General features: G+C 71.7%; 23 protein-coding genes, 1 tRNA gene and 1 pseudogene. 12 read left to right on the forward strand and 13 right to left on the reverse strand.

What is annotated here, in order from left to right; all coding sequences use genetic code 11:
• The first annotated feature begins 348 nt into the window (after window positions 1-348).
• The 5 genes from FHL80_RS09630 to FHL80_RS09650 all read left to right on the forward strand — a co-directional run bounded on the left by FHL80_RS09630 (window position 349) and on the right by FHL80_RS09650 (window position 4,813).
• Complete coding sequence (locus FHL80_RS09630) at window positions 349-438, forward strand: hypothetical protein (protein ID WP_281283453.1); 90 nt, start codon at window positions 349-351, stop codon at window positions 436-438.
• 405 nt (window positions 439-843) lie between these two features.
• Entirely contained in the window at window positions 844-2,022 is a 1,179-nt protein-coding gene (locus FHL80_RS09635; RefSeq protein WP_138733208.1) for an FAD-dependent monooxygenase, read from the forward strand.
• On the forward strand, window positions 2,022-3,005 hold the full coding sequence (locus FHL80_RS09640) for a quinone oxidoreductase family protein (RefSeq protein WP_138733209.1): 984 nt from the start codon (window positions 2,022-2,024) through the stop codon (window positions 3,003-3,005). Before FHL80_RS09635 ends, FHL80_RS09640 begins: the two co-directional genes overlap by 1 nt.
• A complete protein-coding gene (locus FHL80_RS09645) occupies window positions 3,002-4,333 on the forward strand; it encodes an aminomethyltransferase family protein (RefSeq protein ID WP_138733210.1) in 1,332 nt (443 codons plus the stop codon). Before FHL80_RS09640 ends, FHL80_RS09645 begins: the two co-directional genes overlap by 4 nt.
• Before the next feature lie 144 nt (window positions 4,334-4,477).
• Window positions 4,478-4,813, forward strand: coding sequence for an FAD-dependent monooxygenase (locus FHL80_RS09650; protein WP_138733211.1), 336 nt, complete (start codon window positions 4,478-4,480; stop codon window positions 4,811-4,813).
• 523 nt (window positions 4,814-5,336) lie between these two features.
• On the opposite strand, the gene FHL80_RS25385 is transcribed toward FHL80_RS09650, so the two are convergent.
• From FHL80_RS25385 to FHL80_RS09670, 5 genes are all read right to left on the reverse strand, one after another.
• Complete coding sequence (locus FHL80_RS25385) at window positions 5,337-5,483, reverse strand: SRPBCC family protein (protein WP_216870568.1); 147 nt, start codon at window positions 5,481-5,483, stop codon at window positions 5,337-5,339.
• Window positions 5,484-6,018: 535 nt separating this feature from the next.
• Window positions 6,019-6,141, reverse strand: coding sequence for a hypothetical protein (locus FHL80_RS26705; RefSeq protein WP_281283454.1), 123 nt, complete (start codon window positions 6,139-6,141; stop codon window positions 6,019-6,021).
• Window positions 6,142-6,229: 88 nt separating this feature from the next.
• Window positions 6,230-6,757 carry a Pycsar system effector family protein gene (locus tag FHL80_RS09660; RefSeq protein WP_138733212.1) on the reverse strand — a complete coding sequence of 176 codons (528 nt, stop codon included), beginning with the start codon at window positions 6,755-6,757 and terminating at the stop codon, window positions 6,230-6,232.
• A complete protein-coding gene (locus FHL80_RS09665; protein ID WP_216870569.1) occupies window positions 6,757-7,449 on the reverse strand; it encodes an adenylate/guanylate cyclase domain-containing protein in 693 nt (230 codons plus the stop codon). Before FHL80_RS09665 ends, FHL80_RS09660 begins: the two co-directional genes overlap by 1 nt.
• Window positions 7,450-7,783: 334 nt before the next feature.
• A complete protein-coding gene (locus tag FHL80_RS09670; RefSeq protein WP_138733213.1) occupies window positions 7,784-8,320 on the reverse strand; it encodes an adenylate/guanylate cyclase domain-containing protein in 537 nt (178 codons plus the stop codon).
• Window positions 8,321-9,407: 1,087 nt separating this feature from the next.
• On the opposite strand from FHL80_RS09670, the gene FHL80_RS09680 reads away from it, so the two are divergent.
• On the forward strand, window positions 9,408-9,650 hold the full coding sequence (locus tag FHL80_RS09680) for a helix-turn-helix domain-containing protein (protein ID WP_216870570.1): 243 nt from the start codon (window positions 9,408-9,410) through the stop codon (window positions 9,648-9,650).
• A 197-nt stretch (window positions 9,651-9,847) separates the two neighbouring features.
• Window positions 9,848-10,753, forward strand: a pseudogene (locus FHL80_RS27060) (site-specific integrase); the annotation flags it as partial.
• 197 nt (window positions 10,754-10,950) lie between these two features.
• On the opposite strand, the gene FHL80_RS09690 reads toward FHL80_RS27060, so the two are convergent.
• Window positions 10,951-11,023: transfer RNA gene (locus FHL80_RS09690), tRNA-Ala, on the reverse strand.
• A 337-nt stretch (window positions 11,024-11,360) separates the two neighbouring features.
• On the opposite strand from FHL80_RS09690, the gene FHL80_RS09700 reads away from it, so the two are divergent.
• Window positions 11,361-11,975, forward strand: coding sequence for an SNARE-associated domain-containing protein (locus FHL80_RS09700; protein WP_138733215.1), 615 nt, complete (start codon window positions 11,361-11,363; stop codon window positions 11,973-11,975).
• Between the two features lie 34 nt (window positions 11,976-12,009).
• Here FHL80_RS09700 and FHL80_RS09705 read toward each other — a convergent pair whose 3' ends face one another.
• From FHL80_RS09705 to FHL80_RS09735, 7 genes are all read right to left on the reverse strand, one after another.
• Complete coding sequence (locus tag FHL80_RS09705) at window positions 12,010-12,432, reverse strand: VOC family protein (RefSeq protein ID WP_138733216.1); 423 nt, start codon at window positions 12,430-12,432, stop codon at window positions 12,010-12,012.
• 10 nt (window positions 12,433-12,442) lie between these two features.
• The gene (locus tag FHL80_RS09710; protein ID WP_138733217.1) at window positions 12,443-12,877 is read right to left on the reverse strand and encodes a helix-turn-helix domain-containing protein; all 435 of its coding nucleotides are present in this window, start codon (window positions 12,875-12,877) and stop codon (window positions 12,443-12,445) included.
• 251 nt (window positions 12,878-13,128) lie between these two features.
• Window positions 13,129-13,965 carry a M23 family metallopeptidase gene (locus FHL80_RS09715; protein ID WP_138733218.1) on the reverse strand — a complete coding sequence of 279 codons (837 nt, stop codon included), beginning with the start codon at window positions 13,963-13,965 and terminating at the stop codon, window positions 13,129-13,131.
• 165 nt (window positions 13,966-14,130) lie between these two features.
• Window positions 14,131-14,442 (reverse strand): hypothetical protein, encoded by a 312-nt coding sequence (locus FHL80_RS09720; RefSeq protein WP_138733219.1) that lies wholly within the window; start codon window positions 14,440-14,442, stop codon window positions 14,131-14,133.
• Between the two features lie 284 nt (window positions 14,443-14,726).
• A complete protein-coding gene (locus FHL80_RS09725; RefSeq protein ID WP_138733220.1) occupies window positions 14,727-15,389 on the reverse strand; it encodes an SCO family protein in 663 nt (220 codons plus the stop codon).
• On the reverse strand, window positions 15,386-16,072 hold the full coding sequence (locus FHL80_RS09730; RefSeq protein ID WP_246078581.1) for a YcnI family protein: 687 nt from the start codon (window positions 16,070-16,072) through the stop codon (window positions 15,386-15,388). Before FHL80_RS09730 ends, FHL80_RS09725 begins: the two co-directional genes overlap by 4 nt.
• Window positions 16,073-16,129: 57 nt before the next feature.
• A complete protein-coding gene (locus FHL80_RS09735; protein ID WP_246078582.1) occupies window positions 16,130-17,863 on the reverse strand; it encodes a copper resistance CopC/CopD family protein in 1,734 nt (577 codons plus the stop codon).
• Between the two features lie 197 nt (window positions 17,864-18,060).
• Between FHL80_RS09735 and FHL80_RS09740 the strand changes: the two genes are divergently transcribed.
• From FHL80_RS09740 to FHL80_RS09755, 4 genes are all read left to right on the forward strand, one after another.
• The gene (locus FHL80_RS09740; protein ID WP_138733222.1) at window positions 18,061-18,678 is read left to right on the forward strand and encodes a DUF47 domain-containing protein; all 618 of its coding nucleotides are present in this window, start codon (window positions 18,061-18,063) and stop codon (window positions 18,676-18,678) included.
• Window positions 18,679-18,685: 7 nt separating this feature from the next.
• Window positions 18,686-19,687, forward strand: a complete 1,002-nt coding sequence (locus FHL80_RS09745) for an inorganic phosphate transporter (protein WP_138733223.1) — start codon at window positions 18,686-18,688, stop codon at window positions 19,685-19,687.
• 9 nt (window positions 19,688-19,696) lie between these two features.
• A complete protein-coding gene (locus tag FHL80_RS09750; protein WP_138733224.1) occupies window positions 19,697-21,157 on the forward strand; it encodes an MFS transporter in 1,461 nt (486 codons plus the stop codon).
• 237 nt (window positions 21,158-21,394) lie between these two features.
• Window positions 21,395-22,393: a sulfite exporter TauE/SafE family protein gene (locus FHL80_RS09755; RefSeq protein ID WP_138733225.1), complete on the forward strand. Its 999-nt coding sequence runs from the start codon at window positions 21,395-21,397 to the stop codon at window positions 22,391-22,393.
• Window positions 22,394-22,435: the final 42 nt, after the last annotated feature.

Here is a 22,435-nt window from a genome sequence, read left to right on the forward strand (position 1 = left end):
TTGGTCAGGGGACAACCCGGTGGCTGTTTCGTCCCGTTCGATTTCGCCGCCACGCCAGCGCATCGCCAGCGACCCTCACCAGTCCGTCGTTCATGTCGGTGCTGAACTGTGGTGCCGCATGGGCACGCCTGAAGCCTGTGCCCCTCAGTCACCTTCGATCGGTCCGCCAGGATTCGCGGACGTACCGAAAGCGCAGGTCACAGGGTTGCGGCGCCCTTCCCCGTTCGTCCCCATGCGCGGCCGTTCCGAGCGCGTTGCTGTACGGACTGCTGTATTGCTCCCCGCCTTCGCGCGGTTGGCGGCCCGAGCGCTGGCCCCCGAGTCGTAGACCAGTGCGCCCTGACCCCCGTGCCTGGTGGAGTTGGCCCGATGACGATCGCCATGCTGCTGGCGAACACGTTGCAGGCGGCGAGGACCCAACAAGGCATCACGAGCTGATGACCCCCACCGACGGCAACGAGGTTCCGACGCCCGTCATCGCACGGCGGCAGTGGCCCCACTCCGACGGTCAGCGCGCCGACGGAGCACTGCGGTACGCCCCGCCGCACCGCGTCCTCACCGTCCGGGCCGATGCAGCTGGCACGTGACGCCGACCCGGTGGACGTCGCGGACCTGGTCGTGTGACGCACGCCATGCACCGGATGGATCGGAGCGATATCAACACCGCATTTCCGCACCGCCCCCGCTGTTCATAGCGTGCGCTGTGACACGGGTCGCACACCTTCGCCGAGGTCGTAACGCACGGGTCATCCCGCCATCGCGCTCCCCACACCCGCCTCGCCACCCGATCGGACATCTCATGATCGCTCGCACCGGACACCATGCAGAACTGCGGACGCCCAGATGACCGCAGTGCGCAGGGTTCTGATCCAGGGCGGCGGCGTCGGCGGCCTCGCGCTGGCCGCCGCCCTCGGCCGGCGCGGCGTCGAGGTCGACGTCCTGGAGGCTGCCGGCCCGGAGGCCGTGCTCGGCGTGGGACTCAGCCAGCCGAACAACGCCCTCGCCGCCCTGGACGAGATCGGGGTCCGGGACGCCTGTCTGGAGGTCGGCTTCCCCTTCGAACCGCTGGCCATCTGGAACCCCGCCGGCGTCGAGGTGGCAAGAATCCCGCCGGCGGAGGGTCGGTACGGCAAGCCGTCGAACAACGCGATCAGCCGTCCGGTCTATAACGCCATCCTGCGCGAGGCCGCCGAGAAGGCGGGCGCCCGGATCCGCACCGGCTCCACGGTCTGGAACCTGACCGAGGACCTCGACGGGGTGGAGGTCGAACTGGCCACCTGGACCGGCAAGCGCACCCCACCGGTCCGCGACCACGGCGCGAGCAGCAACCGCTACGACCTGGTCGTCGGCTTCGACGGCGTCAACTCCAAGATCCGCGAGCACCTCTTCGGAGACCGGTACACACCTCAGTTCACCGGGTCCGCGTGCTGGCGCATCACAATGCCCCGCCCGGCCGACCTCACCCACATCGCCTTCGCCATCAGCGGCCCGGCCAAGGCAGTGCTGACCCCGATCAGCGACGAGCAGATGTACTTCGGGCTCGTCACCCCCGAGCCCGACAACCCCAGGTTCGACCCCGCCGACTTCGTCCGGCTCGCGAAGGAGCGCATGCAGGGGTTCTCCGGCCGGATCGGCGAGATGCGCGACAGCATCACCGCCGACAACTACGTCAGCTACGCGCCGCTATACCACGTGACAGTGCGCGAGCCCTGGTTCCGCGGCCGGATCGCGATCGCCGGCGACGCAGCCCACACCGCTCCCCCGCACATGGCGCAGGGCGCCGCTATGGCGGTGGAGGACGCCGTCACCCTCGCCGCAGCCCTCGACGAGCACCCGACCCTGGACCGGGCGTTGCCGGCCTGGTTCGAGCGCAGGCGGGACCGCGCGCTGTTCGTTGCCGACATGTCGTTGGCCTTGCTCAAGCAGGAGACCGGTGGCGCCGACCTGACCCCCGCAGAGGCCGAACTGCTGTCCCTCGGCATCCCCGGGGCGCAGGCCCGCATCGCGCAGGAGGCCTATTGATGCGCGCCTACGTGCTCCCGGCCGAAGGGGCCTCCCCGGTCTTCGCGGACGTGGCGGCACCCCAGCCGGCCGACGACGAGGTCCTCCTGCGGGTGACCGCGTCCTCGGTCAACCCGCACGACGCGATGGTCGCCAACGGCGGCGCCGCCCGCTACATGACCTACCACTACCCCGTCGTGCTCGGCAGCGACTTCGCCGGCACGATCGAGGCTCTCGGTGCCGGTGTCGACGACCTCGCGGTGGGCCGGCGGGTGTTCGGCCTGGTCCGCGAACTGGTCGCCGGGCGCGGCTCGTTCGCCGAGCTGGTCGCCGTTCCGCGCACGTGGGTGGCGCCGGTCCCCGACGGCGTGGACGATGCAGCCGCCGGGGCGCTCGGGCTGGCCGCGCTCACCGCCCTCCGCTGCGTCGAGGCAGTCACGCCCACAGCGGGCGACGTGGTCCTCGTCAACGGCGCCACCGGAGGCGTCGGCAGCTATGCCGTGCAGATGCTGGTGGCCCACGGCGCGACGGTGCTGGCCACGGCCCGGCCGGGCGAAGAGGAGAAGCACGTCCGGAAGAACGGTGCAACCGACGTCGTGGACTGGTCGACCGCCGACCTCGCCGAGCGGGTCCGCTCGCTGCACCCCGCCGGCGTCGCCGCGGTGATCGACCTGGTCAACCGCGACGAGGACGCGTTCACCGCTCTCGCCACCCGGGTCCTCGCTCCCGGCGGGCGGGTCGCCTGCACCGGCCACGCCGCCGACGCTGACCGCCTGCCCGGTGTCGTAGCGACGAACGTGCGAGCCGCTGTCGACCAGGAGGCGCTGCGCACCATCGCCGAGCTCGCCGGAACCGGTCAGCTGCACGCGCCCATCACCGCGACCTTCCCCTTCGACGAGATCCCCCTGGCCTTCGAGGCACTCCGGGCGGGGGCTGTCGGAAAGCTCGCGATCGACCGGACCGCCGCCCCGTCAACCCCACCCCACGAACAGAGGACGACATGAACCTGCCCTCCCTGCAGAGCGGTATCGACCAGGCCGGTAGCCCGGTGAAGCTGCTCTGGAAGCCGGGTGCCCCAGCCGTCACCGTCCCGGTGGTGCCGCCGGAGATCACCGGCTGGCGGGAGGAGCAGCGCGCCTGGTACGACGGCGTCGCCTACCTCGAGCTCTCCCACCACATGGCCGACCTGTTCGTGGAGGGCCCGGACGCCCTGCGCCTCCTCTCCAGGGTCGGGGCGAACAACTTCGAGAACTACGCCATCGGTCAGGCGAAGCAGTTCATCGTGGTGAACGAGGAAGGCCTGCTGGTCCAGGACGGCATCCTGACCCGCCTTGCCGAGGACCGGTTCAACCTCGCCGGCATCGGCACCGCGGGCACCTGGGTGCAGCACGAGGCCGAGCGAGGGGACTACGACGTCACGCTGACGGTCGACCCCGACTCCGCGTTCCGCGGCGGTGCCGACCCGGTCCTCTTCCGGTTCCAGGTCCAGGGCGCGAAGGCAATACCCTTCCTGGAGTCCGTGTTCGGCGGGCCGATGCCGACGGTGAAGTTCTTCCACTCCGCCGAGGTCTCGCTGGCGGGCAGGACGTTCCGAGCGCTCCGGCACGGCATGACCGGCCAGCCCGGTTTCGAGTTCTTCGGGGCGTGGGAGGACTACGCACCGGTCCGCGAGGTGCTGCTGGCAGCAGGTGAGCAGTTCGGCCTCGTCCAGGTGGGCGGGCTGGCCTACTACACCGCCGGCGTCGTCGGCGGGTGGCTGGCGACTCCGGTGCCGGCCATCTACACGTCCGAAAGCACGGCTGGCTTCCGCGGCTTCACCAGTCTGTTCTCGTACGAGGGCCAGGGCGCCCTTCGGGGCAGCTTCTACTCCGACGACATCGAGGACTACTACCACTCCCCTTACGAGCTCGGATACGGCCGCTCGGTCTCGTTCAACCACGACTTCATCGGCAAGGACGCCCTCGCCGCGGCGAAGGACCAGGTGCACCGGCAAAAGGTCACCCTGGTCTGGTATTCCGACGACGTGGTGACGGTGTTCGGGCCGGAGCGCGACTTCTTCCTGAGCTACACCAAGGACCGCGTGGAGAAGGACGCCCGCCTCATCGGGCTGTCCGAGTACGCCACGTACATCGACCCTGCGGGCGCCATCCACTCCATCGCCGTCATCGACCGCGAGCACGCCGAACCCGGCACCGAGGTCGAGCTGGTCTGGGGCGAGCACCCCGGGCCAGGAACGGCCCCCGACGCGGACCTCGGCTTTTCGCGGATCAGGGCAACTGTGCAGCCCGCGCCGTACGACAGCTACGCCCGCACGCAGTACCGGAAGTCCTGAGCCGGACGGTCGGGGCCTGTCGAGGGGGCGACGGGCCGCGACCACCGCCCTGCCGACCGTGGCCACACGTTCCGCTTCGCGCCCAAACGAGGACGTTCACCCCCTACCAGCCCTGAACGCGTCGGCGGACGAAGGAGTCTTGCTGTGCCCGCTGTGAACAACGTCCTGGTCGTCGGTGCCGGCGCCGCCGGAGCCACGACGGCGATCCTGCTCGCCGATGACGGGATCGCGTCTGACCTCGTGGAGATCAAGCCCGAGGTCTCCGCTCCCGGGTCCGGGATCACCCTGCAAGGCAACGCGCTGCGGGTGCTGCGGCAGCTGGGGTGCTCGACGAGTGCCTCGAAGACGGCTTCCCGTTCTCGCAGCTGGTGGTCCGGGTGCCCAACCCGGCGGGCGACGATCGTCGCCCGCGTCGACGACATCCCGTTCGGTGCGGCCGCAGATCGCTGCGCGACCCTGCGGCTGAAGTCCGATGACTAGCTACGGGTTCGAGGCCGCTCCGGACCGGACCGGGCCGGACGCGCGGCGAGGTCGCGAAGTACGGCTCGTACCCGTCTGCTGCTGGGACAGCGGCCGTGTCGTCGGGTGAGCCGACTCAAGGTCGCGCCGAGCGTCCGAGTGCAAGGCCGGACAGTCCCAGCGACGACGGCGGACGCCACATGCCGGAATTCACACCTGTCTCTCGCTCCTGGCCTTGATGCCCTCGGCTCGGCGGTCAGGTAGCGATCGGTGAGGCGGCGGTGGAACCGTCTGATCACCACGCCCACGGGCCCGGCTTGCTCCACCGCCAGTGTCACACGCATGCCGCCGGTTCCGACTTCCTCACGCAGCTTCCGAGCGGAGGTATGGACGCCCCGACGACGATCGAGGTGCTGCTGGCTAGCGATTCGCCGGAGGACCTGCTCGACCGTGTGACCGGCGGCCACGCAGGTTGATGATCGGCCCGGCGCGAAGTCGGTCACCGTGGGCTCAGCAGGAGGGATCCGAGGCTGCTCCACCCGCGCTAGGACCCGACGGCGAGCGGCCCGTCGTCCAGGCGTCGCACCGAGGTCACCGTCGGCGCCCACTCCGGCCGCCGCTCGACCTCACGCAGCACCCCCCAGACCCGTTGGACCGGGGCCTCGACATCGATCCTGATGCTCTGCTCCACCGGGCCATCCTGCTCCTCATCGCTACTGGAGATGGAGCAAGATCAAGCCCCACACACGTCTTGCATTTCAGGTGGCCGGACTCGTTGTGACGCACGAGCAGCGATGGCGGACCCAGTCAACCGGAACTCGGGCCGGACAACCGGAACCGAACGGAAGAGGCGTATCGCCGATCCACCGACACGGGCCACGGTCCAACCAGACGTAGAAGCGGAACGAAAATCGGGTGATTGGCGGATGACGGTCGTCGACGGAATTGGCTCTTGACCTGCGGTTCTACGTTTGGCCACCGTTGGCTTCGAAGGGCCGAGATCGACCGACTTGCGGACTGTGTGCGGACTGACGCTCCCGCGTCGGGCGAGTCGCCCACCTAGCCGGTTCCTCACACGCAGTGAGCGACTGAAGGCGCCGGCTCACCAAGAGCGCCGACGAGCGGCCCACCGAAAGCAGAGGTACGCCGGGACGAGCAGCAGAGTGAACACGGCGAAGAAGGCCGCCATGAAGCCATCGCCGAAGGCGAGGAACCGTCCACGCCATCTACCACTTCTCGCTCACGCGGGCGACCGTGTTCGAGTGCTCGGTCGGGGAGCAGGACAGCTTCTCGACGGAGGTCCAGGTGACCGACTGGTTCCTGGCTGCCCGCTGGGCGGTCTTCACCATCTCCGATCGAGAAGCGCGAGGTCAGAGTCACGCCCCGCCTGGCTTAGAACCGTAGGGAAAGCCTGCTACATCCGATAGCAGGCTTTTCTCATACCTCGACGAAGGCCGCCATCATGAAGGCGACGCCGATCAGCACGACGCCGACCACCGCCATGAAGATGGACGTCTGCAGCCAGATGTGCTTGGTCCAGGCGATACCGCCAGTGACGCTGATCTGCCGGCTCAGCTGGTCGAGCATTGTTGGCCCTTCGATGAGGCGCTTGACGTCGTTCGCGTCCTGACCGACCACATGCCCGAAGTAGATGGCGTTACTGCCGCGCTCGGCCGCCAGCTCCTTCGAGCGGAGCCGGGGGACCACCACGAAGATCAGGCTGCCGATGGCACCGAGGACGCAGAGCAGTCCCAACGCGTACAGGATGAACGCCAGGGGGGAGAGAGCCGCATCCGTCAGCCGGTCGATGAGTGAGAAGTCGTTGGCCGCCAGGCGGCTGCTGAAGAAGACCATCAGCGCCGACTGGATGGTCAGCAGGAAGCTGGCCTTCGTCTCAGCGTGCTTGATCCACTCCTGTATCGCCGCATGGATGCGCCAGGCGTGCTCCTCGGCCTCAAGGGTCATCAGGGCTCACGCCACCACGTCGCACCGTGAACGGTCTTCTTCAACCCGCCGATGACGGGCCAGTAGGTATTGCCCCACAGGAAGGTCTTTCCGTCGTTCGACCACGTGACGGAGTACCCCATGTCCTTGTAGACGGCGTCGGAGATGTAGATGTCCGACTCGTGCCGCAGGTCGCTCAGCTTGGCGGCCACGTTCGGCGCTGAACCGATGGACACCAGGTCGTTGTTGTTCCGCACCCCGCCGCGGACGATCATGGCCTCGCCCATGTCGATGCCGACGCCGTGGTGCATGGTCCAGTCGCTCAAGGTGGACGGCCAGCGCTTCTCGATCTTCGGCCTGATGACCTGCTTGACCGCCCAGTTGATCGCCAGGGCAGCCTTGACGGCCTTCGTCGACTGGTCGGTGCCGATGAAGATGCCCATCACCCGGTCACCGTCGAAGCTGCGAATCTCGCCGCCGTAGTGCCTGATGAGCCGCGTCGCGGCGTTCAGGTAGGTACGGATGACCTTGGCGACCACCTCGTCCGGGGCTGTTTGCGCCAGCTTCGAGCTGCCGGCCATGTCGGCGTAGAGGTAGGTCGCATCCAGCATCACCGCACCGTTGCTGAGGGAGACGTCAGACGTCTCGGGGACCGTGCGACCTGACCGCGTGTTCCAGCTGGTCGTGATGATGTCGTCGATGGCCGACTTCACGTCGGCAGAGATCCCCAACTGGTTTCCCCTCTGTTGATAGCTGCCGATCAATTGGCGCCCGGCGTGCTCGGTAGGCAGGAGGTCAGACGGATCAACTGGCGGGTGCTGTGGTTGGGCTCGAGCCCGGAGCGGGGCCAGCAGGACGACGAGCAGCCTCAAGCGATCGACCAGTTGAAGCTGGACCGGTAGTAGCTGTGCTTGTTGCCGCCCACCTCCAATGAGTACAGACCGTCCCACATGTTCTTGCCACCCTTACCGATCTTCCCGGCGTCGGTGAGGCCCTTGTACGTCGCCGTGTCGATGCGGACGTGATACGGGTCTGTCCGCTGGTCGCTCAGTTTGGCGGCCAGGTTGGTGCCAGGCCGACGGACACCAGGTCGCTACCCGTCCGGCGGACGCCGCCCCGGATGATGAACGCCTCACCGCTCGAAATGCCGGTGCCGGGCTTGAGCAGCCACCCGGACTTCTGGATGCTGCCGTACCGGCTGTTGAGCTCCGGCTGGATGATGTTGAGGCAGGCCCACTTGATCTGCATCGCGGCCTTGACCGCCGTGTTGAAGCGCCCGTCGTCGATGAAGATGCCCATGACTCGGTCGCCGTCGAAGCTGCGGATGTGGCCGCCGTTCTTGCGGATGATGCGGACGGACAGGTCGAGGTAGAGGCGCAGGACCTTGCCGACCGTCTCCTTGGGGCTGATCGCCACGAGGCCGCTGCTGTTGGCCATGTCGGCGTAGAGGTAGGTCGCCTTCAGCTTGACCGCCTCGTTGAAGCCGACGTCGGTGGAGACGGGGACGACCGTGCCATCCCTGGTCACGAAGTCTTTCTTGACGATGTCGTCCTTCGCGGCGACCAGGTCATCCTTGAACGTCACGTGTTTCCCCCGCTCACTCGGCTGTCAGGCGGGGGCAGGCTAGCGGCGGCAGGTGACGGTCCTTGACCCCTTAGCTGCCACCGCCCACAGATCGCTCAATGGACGCCATGGAGACCAGCGTGTCAGCGGCGTCGCGGAGGCTGACTGCGCCGCAGACGGCATGCTCCGCCTCCGGTCCATGGCCATGCAGGGGTCCGCAGAGTCCCATCCCTGAGTCGGGTATCCCATAGGCCGCCTTCAGGGACGCCCCTAAGGCGAGTCCGCACGCAGACACCACCCCGACTATTGCGGAGTCGCGACACGCGAGACGCCGCCCCAGCCAACGCACTGGAGCTCATCACATCACGAGGCATCACACCTCATGCACCTGCCGTATGCCGAATCGTGGTGACGGGTTCCAGGAGACTCCTCCGGAGCCTTGACGGCATGGGAACCAGCGGTAGCCCCGAATATCGAGCACGCCGGCGTGAGCGCGAGCGGCAACGGCGTCAGCAATCCCAGCGGACGACTCCCGAAGCCCGCGCGGACCCGGCCGCAGCGGACGTACACGGTCGCGAGCGGAGGACCGCGGCGACGGCGTGCGGTTGGTGCGGCGGGCCGATCAGCCCGCGGAGCCGAGGGCCGATCCCGAAGTGGTGCTCGGCTACCTGCCGGCACGGCGCCTGGGAGCAGGCCCGAGCCGCGGCCTCGGGGCTGTCCGCGGTGGAGGTCGTCGAGCGGCGCGTCGATGTCCAGGTTCCACTCGTGCCCACCCGCCGCGACTGGCCCAGACTGCTCGGCGAGCTCGTAGGCCAGCTTGACGACGGGCGGGTCCACGACCGCGACCTGCCCGCCCTGGCGCGGGCTCTCCAGCCCGTACTGGAGAGCTACAGGAGACGCGCCCACCCCACCGGCGCTCCCCACTTGCGCTGACCGATGCTGCAGCGGCTCTGCAGTAACGAGGGGCATGTGCTCGCGTCTCCAGTCAGCAGCGGTCACCGCTCGGTGCGCGCCACGGGAGAGGAACAGGAGATGTTCGGGAGGCCGCTCCCCCACCGTCGTGCAGCAGCCTTTACGCAGCCACGCCACTGATCCGGGAGATGTCGACATGGGTGATCCGCAGCCGCTCCGCGAAGTCATGGCGGCCGATCGGCTTCTCCTCACGCCCGAGGAGGCGGCGGAGGTCCTCCGCGTCGGCCGCACGACGGTGTACGCGCTCATGAAGAGCGGGGATCTGCGTCCCGTGCACATCGGCCGCAGCTGCCGGATCTCTCAGGCGGAGCTCGGCCGCTACGTCCGCCGGCTCGAGGCTTCTTCGTCCCGTCCACAGCCTTCGCCGGACGCTGCGTGAATCCCCAGCGAGCCTGCCCCTTACGTCAGCGCTCCGGGACACTCAGCCTCCGAACGAGCGCCAAGGGGTAGCGGATGGCCGGACGCGCGTCGAACGGCGAGTCGACGATCTACAAGGGCGCCGACGGGCGCTGGCACGGCTACGTCTCCGTCGGGTTCACGCTCGACGGCAAGGTCGACCGCCGGCACGTCAGCAGCATGAGCCGCGGCGTGGTGGTGGCGAAGGTCCGAGAGCTCGAACGCAAGCGCGACACCGGGACGGTCAGCGAGACGTCGACCCCGACAGTCGCCTGGTGGCTCGAGCACTGGCTGACGGAGATCGCCCCGCGCCGGGTGCGACAGCGGACGCTGGAGAGCTATGAGTCGGCCGTCCGCAAGCACCTGATCCCCGGCATCGGCCGGCACCGCCTCGACCGGTTGCGTCCGGAGCACCTCGACCAGCTCTACAGCGCCCTGCTGGACGAGGGCTACTCCCCCGCCTCGGTGCTGCGGCACCACCGCATCCTGTCCCGGGCCCTCACCGTCGCCGTCCAGCGCGGCCACGTCCCCCGCAACGTCGCCGCCCTCGTCGACCCGCCCGCCCAGCGCCACAGCGACATCGCCACCGCACTCGACCTCGGCGAGGCCCGCGCCGTCCTGGAAGCGGCCGCCACCGTGCGCAACTCCGCCCGCTGGACCGTCGCGCTCGCCCTCGGCCTGCGCCAGTCCGAGGCGCTGGCGTTGCAGTGGAAGGACATCGACCCGCTGGCCGGCACCCTGAGCGTGCGGCGCAGCATCCACCGGGTCCGCGGCGGCGGGCTGGTCTACGAGGAGCCCAAGACCCGCCGCAGCCAGCGCACGTTGGCGCTGCCGCTGCCCCTGCTCGCCGCGCTGCAGGAGCACAAAGCCGCCCAGCTCGGCGAGCGGATGCTGGCCGGCTATGAGTGGCACGACGGGGACCTGGTCTTCGCCCAGCCCAACGGCCGGCCGATCGACAAGAAGACCGACTACGACGACTGGACCCGTCTGCTGCAGAAGGCCGGCGTCCGCCACGTCCGCCTGCACGACGGTCGGCACACTGCGGCGACCCTGCTTCTCAGCGAGAACGTGCATCCGCGGGTGGTCATGGAGCTGCTCGGCCACAGCCAAATGCGCACGACGATGGACATCTACAGCCACGTCATGCCGGCCATGGCCCGCGAGGCCGCCGACCGGATGGGCGCCCTGCTGCTGCCAGGTAAGGGTGGGCAAACTGCAACCACAACTGCAACCAGAGACGACTCAGGCCGCTCCCCAGAAGGGGAACGGCCTGGTCATCGGGGTGGAGCTGAGGGGACTCGAACCCCTGACCCCCACACTGCCAGTGTGGTGCGCTACCAGCTGCGCCACAGCCCCTTGCCGACCCGGTCTGGTGTGTCCGAGCCGTTGACAACCATACAGACCCCCGCGGCGGCGCCTGGCGAGGGGTCCTCTCCCAGGCGCCGCGTGTCGGGAGGCGGTCGCCCCTCGTGCCGAACTCCCCGTCCAGCGCCAGGTCGAGCTCCAGCACGTCCACGTGGGGCGCCTCGATGACACCCAGGGCCCGGCCGTAGGTCGCCTGCGCCACCAGGGCCGTCACCTCGCACCGGGTGCCCGCGACCGTTCTTGACGGGTTCCTGACGGGTGCTGCCGCGTACCTTGACGGCGTCTGACCCCGCCGTCCGGCCGGGGTGGCCGCCCCCGGGAGGGCACCGTGCTGACGACGCTGCTCGACGCCGTCGGCAGCTGGCCGGCCGCGGTCGTGCTCGCCGTCGGCGCGGCGGTGCTGTTCCTGGAGACCGGCGTCGTCCTCGGCGTCCTGCTGCCGGGCACCACGACGTTGGTGGTGCTGGGTCTGTGGTCCGCCGCAGCGGACACCGGAGCCGTGCTGCCGATCGCCGTGGCGGCGCCGGCGAGCGCCGCGGGCGCGCTGGTCGGCTGGTCGCGCGGGCACCGCCGGCAGGACGTCGCCCCCGCCGGGCACAGGCGGTTGCGGGCCCGGGTCGACCCGGTCGTCCGGCGGGCCCGGCGGTGGCTGGCCGCTCAGGGGCCGCTCGGCGCCGGCCTGCTGGTGGTGGGGGCGCACTGGGTGGCGGTCACCCGCACGCTCACCCCGCGGGTGGCCGGCGGTGCCGGGGTGCCGCTCCGCCTGGCCGGTCCGGCGATCGTCGTCAGCGCCACCGCCTGGGCCACCACCTTCGTGCTGCTCGCCCGCTCGCTCGGTGCACAGGTGGCCGGCGACGTCGGTTGGGTGACCGCCGGCGTCCTCGTCGTCCTGGTGCTCCTGCTGGGGGTGCGGTCCTGGCTGCACCACCGCTCCGCCACCTGACGGGGCCATGTTGGCCACCATGGCCCCGCGGATGTCAGGCGGAGGGCGGCGGGGTCAGCTGCGCGACCCGGACGGAGTTGCCGAACGGGTCGCGGAAGCCGAAGTCGATGCCGTAGGGCTGGACGATCGGCTCCTCGGGCAGGTCGACGCCGCGCTCCTCGAGCTCCGCGTGGGTCTTGTGCGCGTCGTCGGTGCGGAGGAACAGGTGCCCGCCGCCGGCCCCCTTGCTGACCAGGTCGCGCACCTGCTCGGCGACGTCCGGGCTGACCGAGGGCGGGGCCGGCAGCTCCAGCAGCACCGCGTGGTCGGGGTCCTCGGGCAGGGCGACGGTGAGGAAGCGCATCGGGCCGAACTGCTGGTCGACCTTGACCTCGAAGCCGAGCTTCCCGACGTAGAAGTCGAGCGCGGCGTCCTGGTCGAGCACGTAGATGGAGGTGATGGTGATGGCGTTCAACATGCCCGGAACGCTAGGGCGGGGACGCCGCCCCGGGCTTCTCCGAAACTGCGGTGTTCGAACCGGGCCGCAACCAGCGCATGCCGAAGCAGCTGGGCACCGGGGCCAGCGGCCCGCGCCGGCGGTAGACGCTCGGCGGCTCCCCCACGACGTCGGCGAACACCCGGCTGAAGGTGCCCAGGCTGCTGAGACCCACGGCCATGCAGATGTCGGTGACGGTCCGGTCGGTGCTGCGCAGCAGGAACATGGCCCGCTCGACCCGCCGCCGCTGCAGGTAGCGGTTGGGCGTCTCGCCGAACGTCGTCTTGAAGGTGCGGATGAAGTGCGCCTCCGACACGTGCGCGATCCGGGCCAGCGCCGGGACGTCGAGCGGCTCGGCGTAGGAGCGGTCCATCGCGTCCCGGGCACGCAGCATCCGCCGGTTGGAGTCCTCGCTCGCCCGGCTCACCCGGCCATCATCGCAAGGCCGGAGCCGTACCTCGGCATGGCTCGCGGCACCGTGCACACCTGGGCGCCGCCCCCGGCGGCGGGACCGAGCTGGACGTCGACGCGCCCACCCCCGGTACCTGCACACCGAACCCGGCATGGGCTACCGCTTCCTCCCTGACCCGCGCTCCCGCGCGCGGAACTACAGACCCCGGCCTCCGTGCAGGAGCCCGCCGCGAGCGTGCGAGCGGTGGGAGGCACGGGGGTCCTTGCTCAGAGGTCGACGCCGCGGGCGCGGAGCCAGGCCACCGGGTCGATGCGCTTGCCGTCCATGCCGCCCGAGTGCACCTCGAAGTGCAGGTGCGGGCCGGTGGACTGGCCGCGGCTGCCCTCCAGCGCGATCGTGTCGCCGGCCTCCACGACGTCGCCCGCGTCGACGAGGATCTTCTCCATGTGCCCGTACACGGTGACGTCGCCGCTCACGCCCAGGATGTAGACGGCGTAGCCGAACCCGGTGGCGGCGCCGGCCCGCAGCACGACCCCGTCCTCGGCGGCGTACTCAGGGGTCAGCTTGGGGGCGGCCAGGTCGACGCCCCAGTGCATGGTGCCCCAGCGCATGCAGAAGCAGGTGGTCATCCGGGCGCCCTGGATCGGCATCACGGCCTTGGGGCGGGCGGCCTCGGCGGCGGCCTGCGCCGCGGCCTCGGCGGCCTCGGCCTCGGCGGCGCGCTGGGCACGGCTGGCGGCGACCTCGTCCAGCCGGGCCTTCGCCTCGACCTCGGTGATCGCCTCCTGCGGGCTCATCTCCGGCTCGAGCATCCCCTCGGCGTCCGAGCCCAGCAGCTCCGTGACCGAGAGGGGCTCCTCCGCGTCGGCCGAGGGCAGCGCCTGGGTGCCGATCACGGCGGCGGCCATGCCGCCGACCACCAGGGCGGCGAGCAGGGCAGCCGGACGGCGCCGGCCGACGGCGCTGCGGCGCGCCCGCGGAGCGGCGGTCCCGGTGGTGGCGGCCTCCGAGGTGGCAGGCTCCGGGGAGGCAGTCTCCGAGGACAGGGGCCCGACCTGTGCACCGCGGCTGCGGACGGTCGTGCCGGTGTGCCTCGAACCCACGGTGCCTGCCCTTCGCTCCCCGTCCGACGCCCCGGTGGGCCGGATCGGGTGTGCGTGCATCCAAACATCGAATGACAGAGTTGTAATTCGTTGCACGGCGTGTTCCTCCGAACACGCCGTGCAACCGCCGTGGGATGGACGATCCCGCTCCGGGACGTCGACCGGTCAGCCCGCGACGGCGTCGGCCGCGGGCGCCGTCGGCTGCCCGTGACCGGCGGCCCAGGAGCGGCGCACCGTCCCGAGCCCGCCGACGACCAGGCCCAGGCCACCGGCGACGAGGACCGCGACGGCGGCCCGGGCCAGCGGCTGCGGGCCGGTGGTGAGGGCGTGCGCGGTCCACAGCACGTCGATGTCGGGCAGCCCTCGACCAGCAGCAGCGCGTACAGCGGCCGGACCAGCCACCCCGGTGGCAGCGGGCTCCAGGTCAGCTCCCCGGTGACGACGTCGGCGCGGCCGTAGGTCATCGGCACCGTCCACCGGCTGACGGTGTGCGCCGATCCCGGGTCCGCGGCCACCACCGGCGGCAGCTGTCCCTCCGTCATCCAGTGCGTGCGGTGGTCGTGCCACGCGTACCGGGGCTGCGTGGAGACCTGCTCCCAGCGCGGCGCAGCGGCGATGTCGACGTCGTCGGGCACCTGGGTGCGGCCGTAGCGGTCGAGGTCCAGCCGCCGACGTGCGCGCTCGCCGGACCCGCCACGCCCAGGGTGGCGAGCAGCCCGAGCACGACCACCCGGGCGGCGGCCCGCCACCTGCCTGCGGGCTCACTCGGCGGCGACGACGGCCAGGTCGTGGGCGATGTCGGCGCCGGTGTTGCCGGCGTCGAAGGCGACGTCGGCCTCGCCGTCGGTGCCGTAGAGCAGCAGCAGCGCCGAGTGCGTCTGGCCCATGTCCTCGGCCAGCGGCACCCCGGCGGCCAGCTGCGCCTGGTCGATCTGCTCCTGGTCGCCGGTGAGCCCGATGAACGGGGTGGGCAGGTCGGCGTCGAACTGGTCGAGGTAGGCACCGAGCACGTCCGGGGTGTCCCGGGTCGGGTCGGTGGTCACGAAGACCACCGAGGTCTCCGCGGCGACGGCCGGGTCGACCTTGCGCAGGGCCAGCGCGATGTCGGCCATCGTCGTGGGGCAGACGTCGGGGCAGTTCGTGTACCCGAAGAAGAGCAGCGTCGGTCCGGTGCCGGTGCGGTCGGCGAAGGCGAACGGGGCACCGGCGCTGTCGGTGAGGGTGAACTCCGGCTTCTGGTACGGGTCGGCCAGGTGCAGACCGTCGTAGGCGTCGTCGTCGGCGCTCTCGACCGTCGCCGGTGCGGAGGTGGCGGAGTGGTCGTGCCCCCCGCCCGTGGCGTCGGCGTCCCCGCTGCAGCCGGCCAGCAGCAGACCCGCGGCCAGCCCGAGGGCGGCCAGCGCGGGCCGGGTCACAGAGCTCACGAGGACACGGTACGTCGGCGCGCGCTCAGCCCGAGGCCGAGACCGGCCAGCCCGGCGAGCAGCCCGAGGACGGCGAGCACCAGGGCGACGGTGGCGGTCGTGTCCCCGCCGTCGTCCGCAGCCGCGCTCGCGGAGCTGATCGTCGGAGCGGCGCCGTGGGCGTCGGTGCCGGCCGCGGCGGAGAGCGACAGCACCGGCGCCGGGTGCTCCGGCTCGGGCTGACCGTCGACGGTCGGCTCGATCCACGCGGCCTCGCTGCCGTCGCTGTAGGTCTGCACCACGTTGAACGTCAGCCGGTCGACGTCCGGGAACGGGCCACCGGACAGCGCGAACTCCTGGAACTGCCCCGGCGCGATGCCGGTCCCCGGGTCGGCCTGGAAGTCCACCACCGAGACCGCCGAGTCGACGGTGCCGCCGTCGTCGGAGGTGACCGGCGGGTCGAGCGCGACGGTGGTCAGGGTGACCGTCCAGCCGGGCACCGGCTGGGCCCGCACCGAGGTCAGCGGCGGGTCGGTGGGCAGCTGGATGCGCAGCCCGACGGTGCTCGCGGCATCGCTCTCGTCGGGCACGCTGAAGGTGACCTTGCCGTAGCCGCCCGGGGAGGCGTCCGCCGAGGAGACCGTCACGTGCGCGGAGGCGACGCCCGTGCCGGCCAGCAGCAGGGCGCCGGCGGCCGTGAGCACGACAGGCAGTCGACGGAGGGGGCGGACCAGGGACACGGTTCTCCTCGTTCTCAGGGGTCAGCGGACCGGGAAGACGGTGCTGGCGGTGACGGCGGTGAACTCGTCCAGCCGGACGGTCACGGTGAGGGTCCAGCTTCCGGCCGAGGGCAGGTCGGGATCGCCGGTGTAGTGGCCGGGGCCGGCGGCGGCGAGCCCGACGTCCAGCGGGCCGATCTGCTGCGGCACCTCGGTGAGCGAGACCGCGATCTGCTGCGGCTGGGTGAGCTGCCCGTCGGCGTCGTAGAGGTACACGTGCACGGTCGTCGGTCCGGGGGTCGCCGGGTCCACCGACACCTGGACGCTGCCGTTCCCCTCGGTGCCGCTGGCCGACTGCAACGGGAGGGTGACCTCCACCGGCATCGCGACCGACGCCTTGGCCGGGTACTGGCTGACCAGCACGGCCGACAGCGCGAGGACGACGACCGCCCCGGCGCACTCCAGGAGCACCGAGCGGCGCAGCACCCCCAGCGTGGCCGGCGGTGGATCCGCCTCCTCGGTCGCGGAGAACGCCTGGGCGACCACCCGGCGACCGGAGCCGGGACGGCGGCCCCGCCCGGCCCGCTGCTGCACCCAGTCCCGGCTGACCAGCGCGGCGACCAGCACGAGCAGCACCACCGCGAGCTTGGCCAGCAGCACCCAGCCGTAGCTGGTGGAGACCAGCGCGGAGAAGGAGCCGACCTCGCGGACCGACTGCAGCACCCCGGTGACGACGAGCGCGCCGATGTACCCCCCGGCCAGGTGCGACCAGCGGGGCAGCGCGGCGTCCAGCTCGCGGGTCGGGGTGCCGTCGCGCAGCAGGCCGGTGAACAGCACGACCAGGCCGCCCAGCCAGCCGCTCATCGCGGCCACGTGCACCGCCGACACGGCGACGGCCAGCCCGGGGAGCGCGCCCGCGACCGGGTGCCCGACCCCGGCGACCGCCACCACCAGCCCGGCGGCCAGCAGCCCGGCGACGGCGAGCGCCGGGGCACCCGGCCGTCGGCCGGACCGCCAGCTCCCCGCCAGGACGGCACCGAGGAGCACCGCCAGCGCCATGCGGACCAGCAGCGTCCGGCCGTAGCTCGAGTCGACGGTCGTGCCGACCAGCTGCCCGTCGAACAGCGACCCGAGCCCGGTGGCCGCTGCGTAGGGGCCCTGCACGAGGAGGGACAGCGCGCCGCCGACGACGACCGCGGCCAGCCCGCCCAGCGTGCCCCGGCGCAACCGCCCCGACGACCAGCCGCCGGGCCAGACGGTGGCCAGCGCCAGCGGGATGCCGAGGCCCGGCGCCACCCCGGCGTAGCCCAGCCAGCGCGCCAGCGGCAGCACCAGCGCCACCCCGGGGTCGATCGTGTCCCCGGTGCCCACCGACCCGGCCGGCACGAGCTCGCCGTCCCCGACGACGAAGGCGAAGGCACCCGAGACCGGGTGCGAGTCCGCCGACACCACCCGGTAGGTGACGACGTACCCGGCGTCGGGCAGGTCCGCGCGCAGCGGCACGGTGACGACGTCGTCGCGCACCCCGGCCGTGCCGGTGTCGACCCGCTCGCCGTCGCCGTCCAGCACGCGCGCGTACCCGGCGCCGAGGGAGACGTGCTCGTCGAACTCGATGGTCACCTGCGCCGGGGCGACGTCCACCCGCTCGCCGTCGGCGGGGGTCGTCGTCACCACCATCGCGTGCGCCGCGGCGGGCGGCGCGGTGACGACGTCGAGCAGCAGACCGGCGCCGAGCAGTGCGGACAGCAGCAGGACGGCGGGGAGCAACCGCTTCACGCCGGCGGCTGCCCGGGTCGGGGACGGGTGGTCGCACGGTGCACGGGAGAACAGTCGTCGCCCGAGCCCGTCCAGTTCCCGGAAGGCGGGGGCAACCCGCTGAACGGACGATGGACCGCAGGGGACCTATGCTCCCCGAGGTCGCCATGCCCCGCGGGGAGACGGCCACCCCGTCGCCGTCACCCCCGGAGCACTGCGTGGCCTTCCGTCTGACCCCCAAGGACTCGAGCTTCTACGACATGTTCACCGCCTCGGCGGAGAACCTGGTCGAGGCCACCGACGTCCTGGGCACCTTCGTGCACGAGCACACCCGCCGCGAGGAGCTCGGCCGCACCCTGCGCGACCTGGAGCACAAGGGCGACCAGGCGACCCACGCGATCTTCCGGCAGGTGAACTCCAGCTTCGTCACGCCGTTCGACCGCGAGGACATCTACAACCTGGCCAGCGACCTCGACGACGTCATGGACTGCATCGAGGCCGCCGCGGACCTGGTGGTGCTCACCAAGCTGGGGACGCTGCCTGCGGAGATGGGCCAGCAGGTCGCCCTGCTGCAGCGCTGCGCCCAGGTGACGGCGGAGTCGATGCCGCGGCTGCGCTCGATGAAGGACCTCTCCGACTACTGGATCGAGGTCAACCGGCTGGAGAACGAGGCGGACAAGCTGTACCGCCGCCTGCTCTCCCGGCTGTACTCCGGCGAGTTCGACGCGCTGGAGATCCTCAAGCTCAAGGAGGTCGCCGACCAGCTCGAGGAGGCCGCCGACGCCTTCGAGCACGTGGCGAACGTCGTCGAGACCATCGCCGTCAAGGAGTCCTGACCACCCGATGGACGGGGCACTCCTGGCGCTGGTCGTCATCGTCGTCGTCGCGCTGGCCTTCGACTACACCAACGGCTTCCACGACGCGGCCAACGCGATCGCCGTCGCCGTCTCCACCAAGGCACTGACCCCGCGCGCAGCGCTCGGGCTGGCCGCGGTGATGAACCTGATCGGTGCGCTGATCTCCACCAAGGTGGCGGCCACCGTGGGGAGCGGGATCATCGACCCGCCCACCGGCGGCGGCGGCCTGCAGGTGGTGTTCGCCGCGCTCATCGGAGCGATCGTCTGGAACCTGATCACCTGGTACTTCGGGCTGCCGTCGTCGTCCTCGCACGCGTTGATCGGCGGCCTGGTGGGGGCGGCGCTGGCGGCTGCGGAGTCGGTGAAGTGGCTGGGCATCGTCGACAAGGTCGTCATCCCGATGGTGCTCTCGCCGCTGATCGGGTTCGGCCTGGGCTACCTGTTCATGCTGGCGATCCTCTGGTCCTTCCGGCGGGCCAACGCGCACAAGGCGCACCGCGGCTTCCGCTACGCGCAGATCGTCAGCTCGGCGACGATGGCCTTCGGCCACGGCACCCAGGACGCGCAGAAGACGATGGGCATCATCACCCTGGCGCTGGTCACCTCCGGCGAACTGGACGACTTCGACGTGCCGCTGTGGGTGATCCTCGCCTCGGCGCTGGCGATCAGCGCCGGCACCTACGCCGGTGGTTTCCGGATCATGCGGACCCTGGGCCGGCGGATCATCCAGCTGACCCCGGCCGGCGGCTTCGCGGCGCAGACCGTCGCCTCCAGCGTCCTGATCGCCACCGCGACGGTGTTCGCCGTCCCGGTGTCGACGACGCACATCACCACCGCCTCGATCATGGGTGTCGGGGCGACCCGGCGGCTCTCGGCGGTGCGCTGGGGCGTCGCGGGCAACATCGTCGTCGCCTGGGTGGTCACCCTCCCCGCTGCCGGCGCGGTCGCCGCGGTGGCGTACTTCGTCACGCACGCGATCGTGGGCTAGGAAGGACCGGTGACGTCGTCCCCCGTGCCGGAGGGGACGACGCCCGGCCCGGTCGAGCCGGTCGGGCCGGCCGCCGCCGACGCGGTCCGGCTGGGCACCGCACCCGGCCGCTGGGTGCTGCTGGCCACCGTGCTGGCCTCGGGCATGGCGTTCCTGGACTCCAGCGCCGTCAACGTGGCGCTGCCGGCGATCGGCGAGGACCTCGGCGCCGAGCTGGCCGGGCTGCAGTGGACCCTCAGCGGCTACACGCTGGCGCTCGCGTCGCTGATCCTGCTGGGCGGCGCGCTGGGCGACCGCTACGGACGGCGGCGGGTCTTCGTGGTCGGCGTCATCTGGTTCGCGGTCACCTCGCTGGGCTGCGGCCTCGCCCAGACCACCGGCCAGCTGGTCGCCATGCGGGTGCTGCAGGGCGTCGGCGGCGCGCTGCTCACCCCGGGCAGCCTGGCGATCATCCAGTCCTCGTTCCCGCACGCCGACCGGCCGCGGGCCATCGGGCTGTGGTCCGCCCTCGGTGGGGTGGCCGGGCTGGTCGGACCGTTCCTCGGCGGCTTCCTGGTCGACGCGGTCAGCTGGCGGTGGGTGTTCCTGGTCAACGGGCCGCTGGCGGTCGTGGTGGTGCTGGTCGCCGTCCGGCACGTGCCGGAGAGCCGCGACCCCGGGCGCACCGGGCGGTTCGACGCCCTCGGGGCGGTGTGGGGGGCGCTGGCGCTGGCCGGGGTGACCTACGCGCTCATCGCGGCCGGTGACGGTCCCGGCCGGCCCCAGGTCTGGGTCGCCGCGGCGGTCGGCGCGCTGGCCGGGGTGGCGTTCGTCCGCCGCGAGCGGCGGGCGCGCGAGCCCATGCTGCCGCCCGCGGTGTTCGGCGACCGGGAGTTCACCGGCGCCAACCTCAGCACCTTCCTGGTCTACGGCGCGCTGGGTGGCTGGGGGTTCTTCCTGGTCGTCGAGCTGCAGACCGTGCTCGGCTACAGCGCCACCGAGGCGGGGGCGGCGATGATCCCGTCGACCGTCGTGCTCATCCTGCTGTCCTCCCGGGCCGGTGCGCTGGCGCAGCGCACCGGCGCCCGGCTGCCGATGGCGGTCGGTCCGCTGGTCACCGCCGCCGGCCTGCTCTGGTTGTCCCGGGTGGAGGCGGGCAGCTCCTTCCTGCGTGACGTGCTGCCACCGTCGCTGGTCAGCGGGATCGGGCTCGCCCTGCTGGTGGCCCCGCTGACCGCGACCGTGCTGGACGCCGCGCCCGACCACCTCGCCGGCGTCGCCAGCGGGGTGAACAACGCGGTCGCCCGGGCGGCGCAGCTGCTCGCGGTGGCCGCGCTGCCGGTCGCGGTCGGCCTCTCCGGGGACGACTACGCCGACCCGGCCAGCTTCAGCGACGGCTTCCGCACGGCGATGGTGGTCTGCGCGGGGCTGCTCGTGGGTGGCGGCGCGGTCGCCTGGGCGACGATCAGGACCGACACGCTCAGGGGGTGAGCGAGGCCTGCGGACCCGCCGCTCGACAAAGCCCACCGGGATGGTAGGAATGACGTCGTGCCGACGTCCGCAGAGCTCCCTGGCGACCTGCTGGTGAGCCGACTGCACGTCGACCTGCTCCGCGTGACCACCACCGCCTGTCGCGGCTGCTGACCCCTGCGCGCTCCCGCGCGCCTCCCCTCAGCCCTGCGGCCCGCGTCTGCGTGCGCGACCGTGCCCTCACCTCGGAGCCTCCCCGTGAAGACCCTCATCGTGCTCGCCCTGGCCGGCCTCGGCGCCCAGCTCGTCGACGGCAGCCTCGGCATGGGCTACGGCGTCACCTCGACGACGCTGCTGCTCGCCCTCGGCACCAACCCGGCCGCCGCCTCCGCCACCGTCCACCTGGCCGAGATCGGCACCAACCTCGCCTCGGGCGTCTCCCACTGGCGGTTCGGCAACGTCGACTGGGGGGTCGTCGCCAAGATCGGCGTCCCCGGAGCCGTCGGCGCCTTCGTCGGGGCGACCGTGCTGTCGAACCTCTCCACCGAGGTCGCCGCACCGGTCATGCAGCTGATCCTGCTGGCCCTCGGCCTCTACCTGCTGGCCCGCTTCACGCTGCGCGGGATCGACAAGCGGCACCTGGGCAAGCCGATGCGCAAGCGCTTCCTCGCCCCGCTGGGGCTGGCCGCGGGCTTCGTCGACGCCACCGGCGGCGGCGGCTGGGGCCCGGTCAGCACCCCGGCCATCCTGGCCAGCGGCCGGCTGGAGCCGCGCAAGACGATCGGCTCGATCGACACCTCCGAGTTCCTCGTCTCGGTGGCGGCGAGCCTCGGCTTCCTCCTCGCCCTCGGCGACCAGGGCATCGACGTCGGCTGGGTCGCTGCGCTGCTGGTCGGTGGGCTGGTCGCCGCGCCGATCGCGGCCTGGTTGGTGCGCTACGTGCCGCCGCGGCTGCTCGGCGCCGGCGTCGGCGGGATCATCGTGCTGACCAACGCCAAGAGCCTGCTCACCAGCGACTGGATCGACGCCGGCGACCCGGTCCGGTACACGGTCTACGCGGTCGTCTACCTGGTCTGGGCCGCCGCGGTGACGTGGTCCTACCGCGAGTACCGCAAGGACCGCGCCCAGGAGTCGGCCGACGCGCTGTCCGCCGAGGCGGCCCGGCTGGCCGAGGCGGAGGGGGCCGCCGCCCCGAACGGGGTCGCCCCGGTCGAGGAGTCCGTCCGCTCCGGCCGGCCGAGCGCCCCGCGCGACTGAGCAAGCACCCTCCTGCCCCCACCGCTCGCAAGCTCGCGGCGG

Origin of the sequence: Modestobacter excelsi (assembly GCF_005930495.1) — a bacterium.
Classification (GTDB): Bacteria; Actinomycetota; Actinomycetes; order Mycobacteriales; family Geodermatophilaceae; genus Modestobacter; species Modestobacter excelsi.

Excerpts from the sequence above, each read along its gene's own strand:
- FHL80_RS09635 (WP_138733208.1), top strand. The coding sequence starts at position 844 with ATGACCGCAGTGCGCAGGGTTCTGATCCAGGGCGGCGGCGTCGGCGGC.
- FHL80_RS09640 (WP_138733209.1), top strand. The coding sequence starts at position 2,022 with ATGCGCGCCTACGTGCTCCCGGCCGAAGGGGCCTCCCCGGTCTTCGCG.
- FHL80_RS09645 (WP_138733210.1), top strand. The coding sequence starts at position 3,002 with ATGAACCTGCCCTCCCTGCAGAGCGGTATCGACCAGGCCGGTAGCCCG.
- FHL80_RS26705 (WP_281283454.1), bottom strand. The coding sequence starts at position 6,141 with ATGGTGAAGACCGCCCAGCGGGCAGCCAGGAACCAGTCGGTCACCTGG.
- FHL80_RS09660 (WP_138733212.1), bottom strand. The coding sequence starts at position 6,757 with ATGACCCTTGAGGCCGAGGAGCACGCCTGGCGCATCCATGCGGCGATA.
- FHL80_RS09680 (WP_216870570.1), top strand. The coding sequence starts at position 9,408 with ATGGGTGATCCGCAGCCGCTCCGCGAAGTCATGGCGGCCGATCGGCTT.
- FHL80_RS09705 (WP_138733216.1), bottom strand. The coding sequence starts at position 12,432 with ATGTTGAACGCCATCACCATCACCTCCATCTACGTGCTCGACCAGGAC.
- FHL80_RS09745 (WP_138733223.1), top strand. The coding sequence starts at position 18,686 with ATGGACGGGGCACTCCTGGCGCTGGTCGTCATCGTCGTCGTCGCGCTG.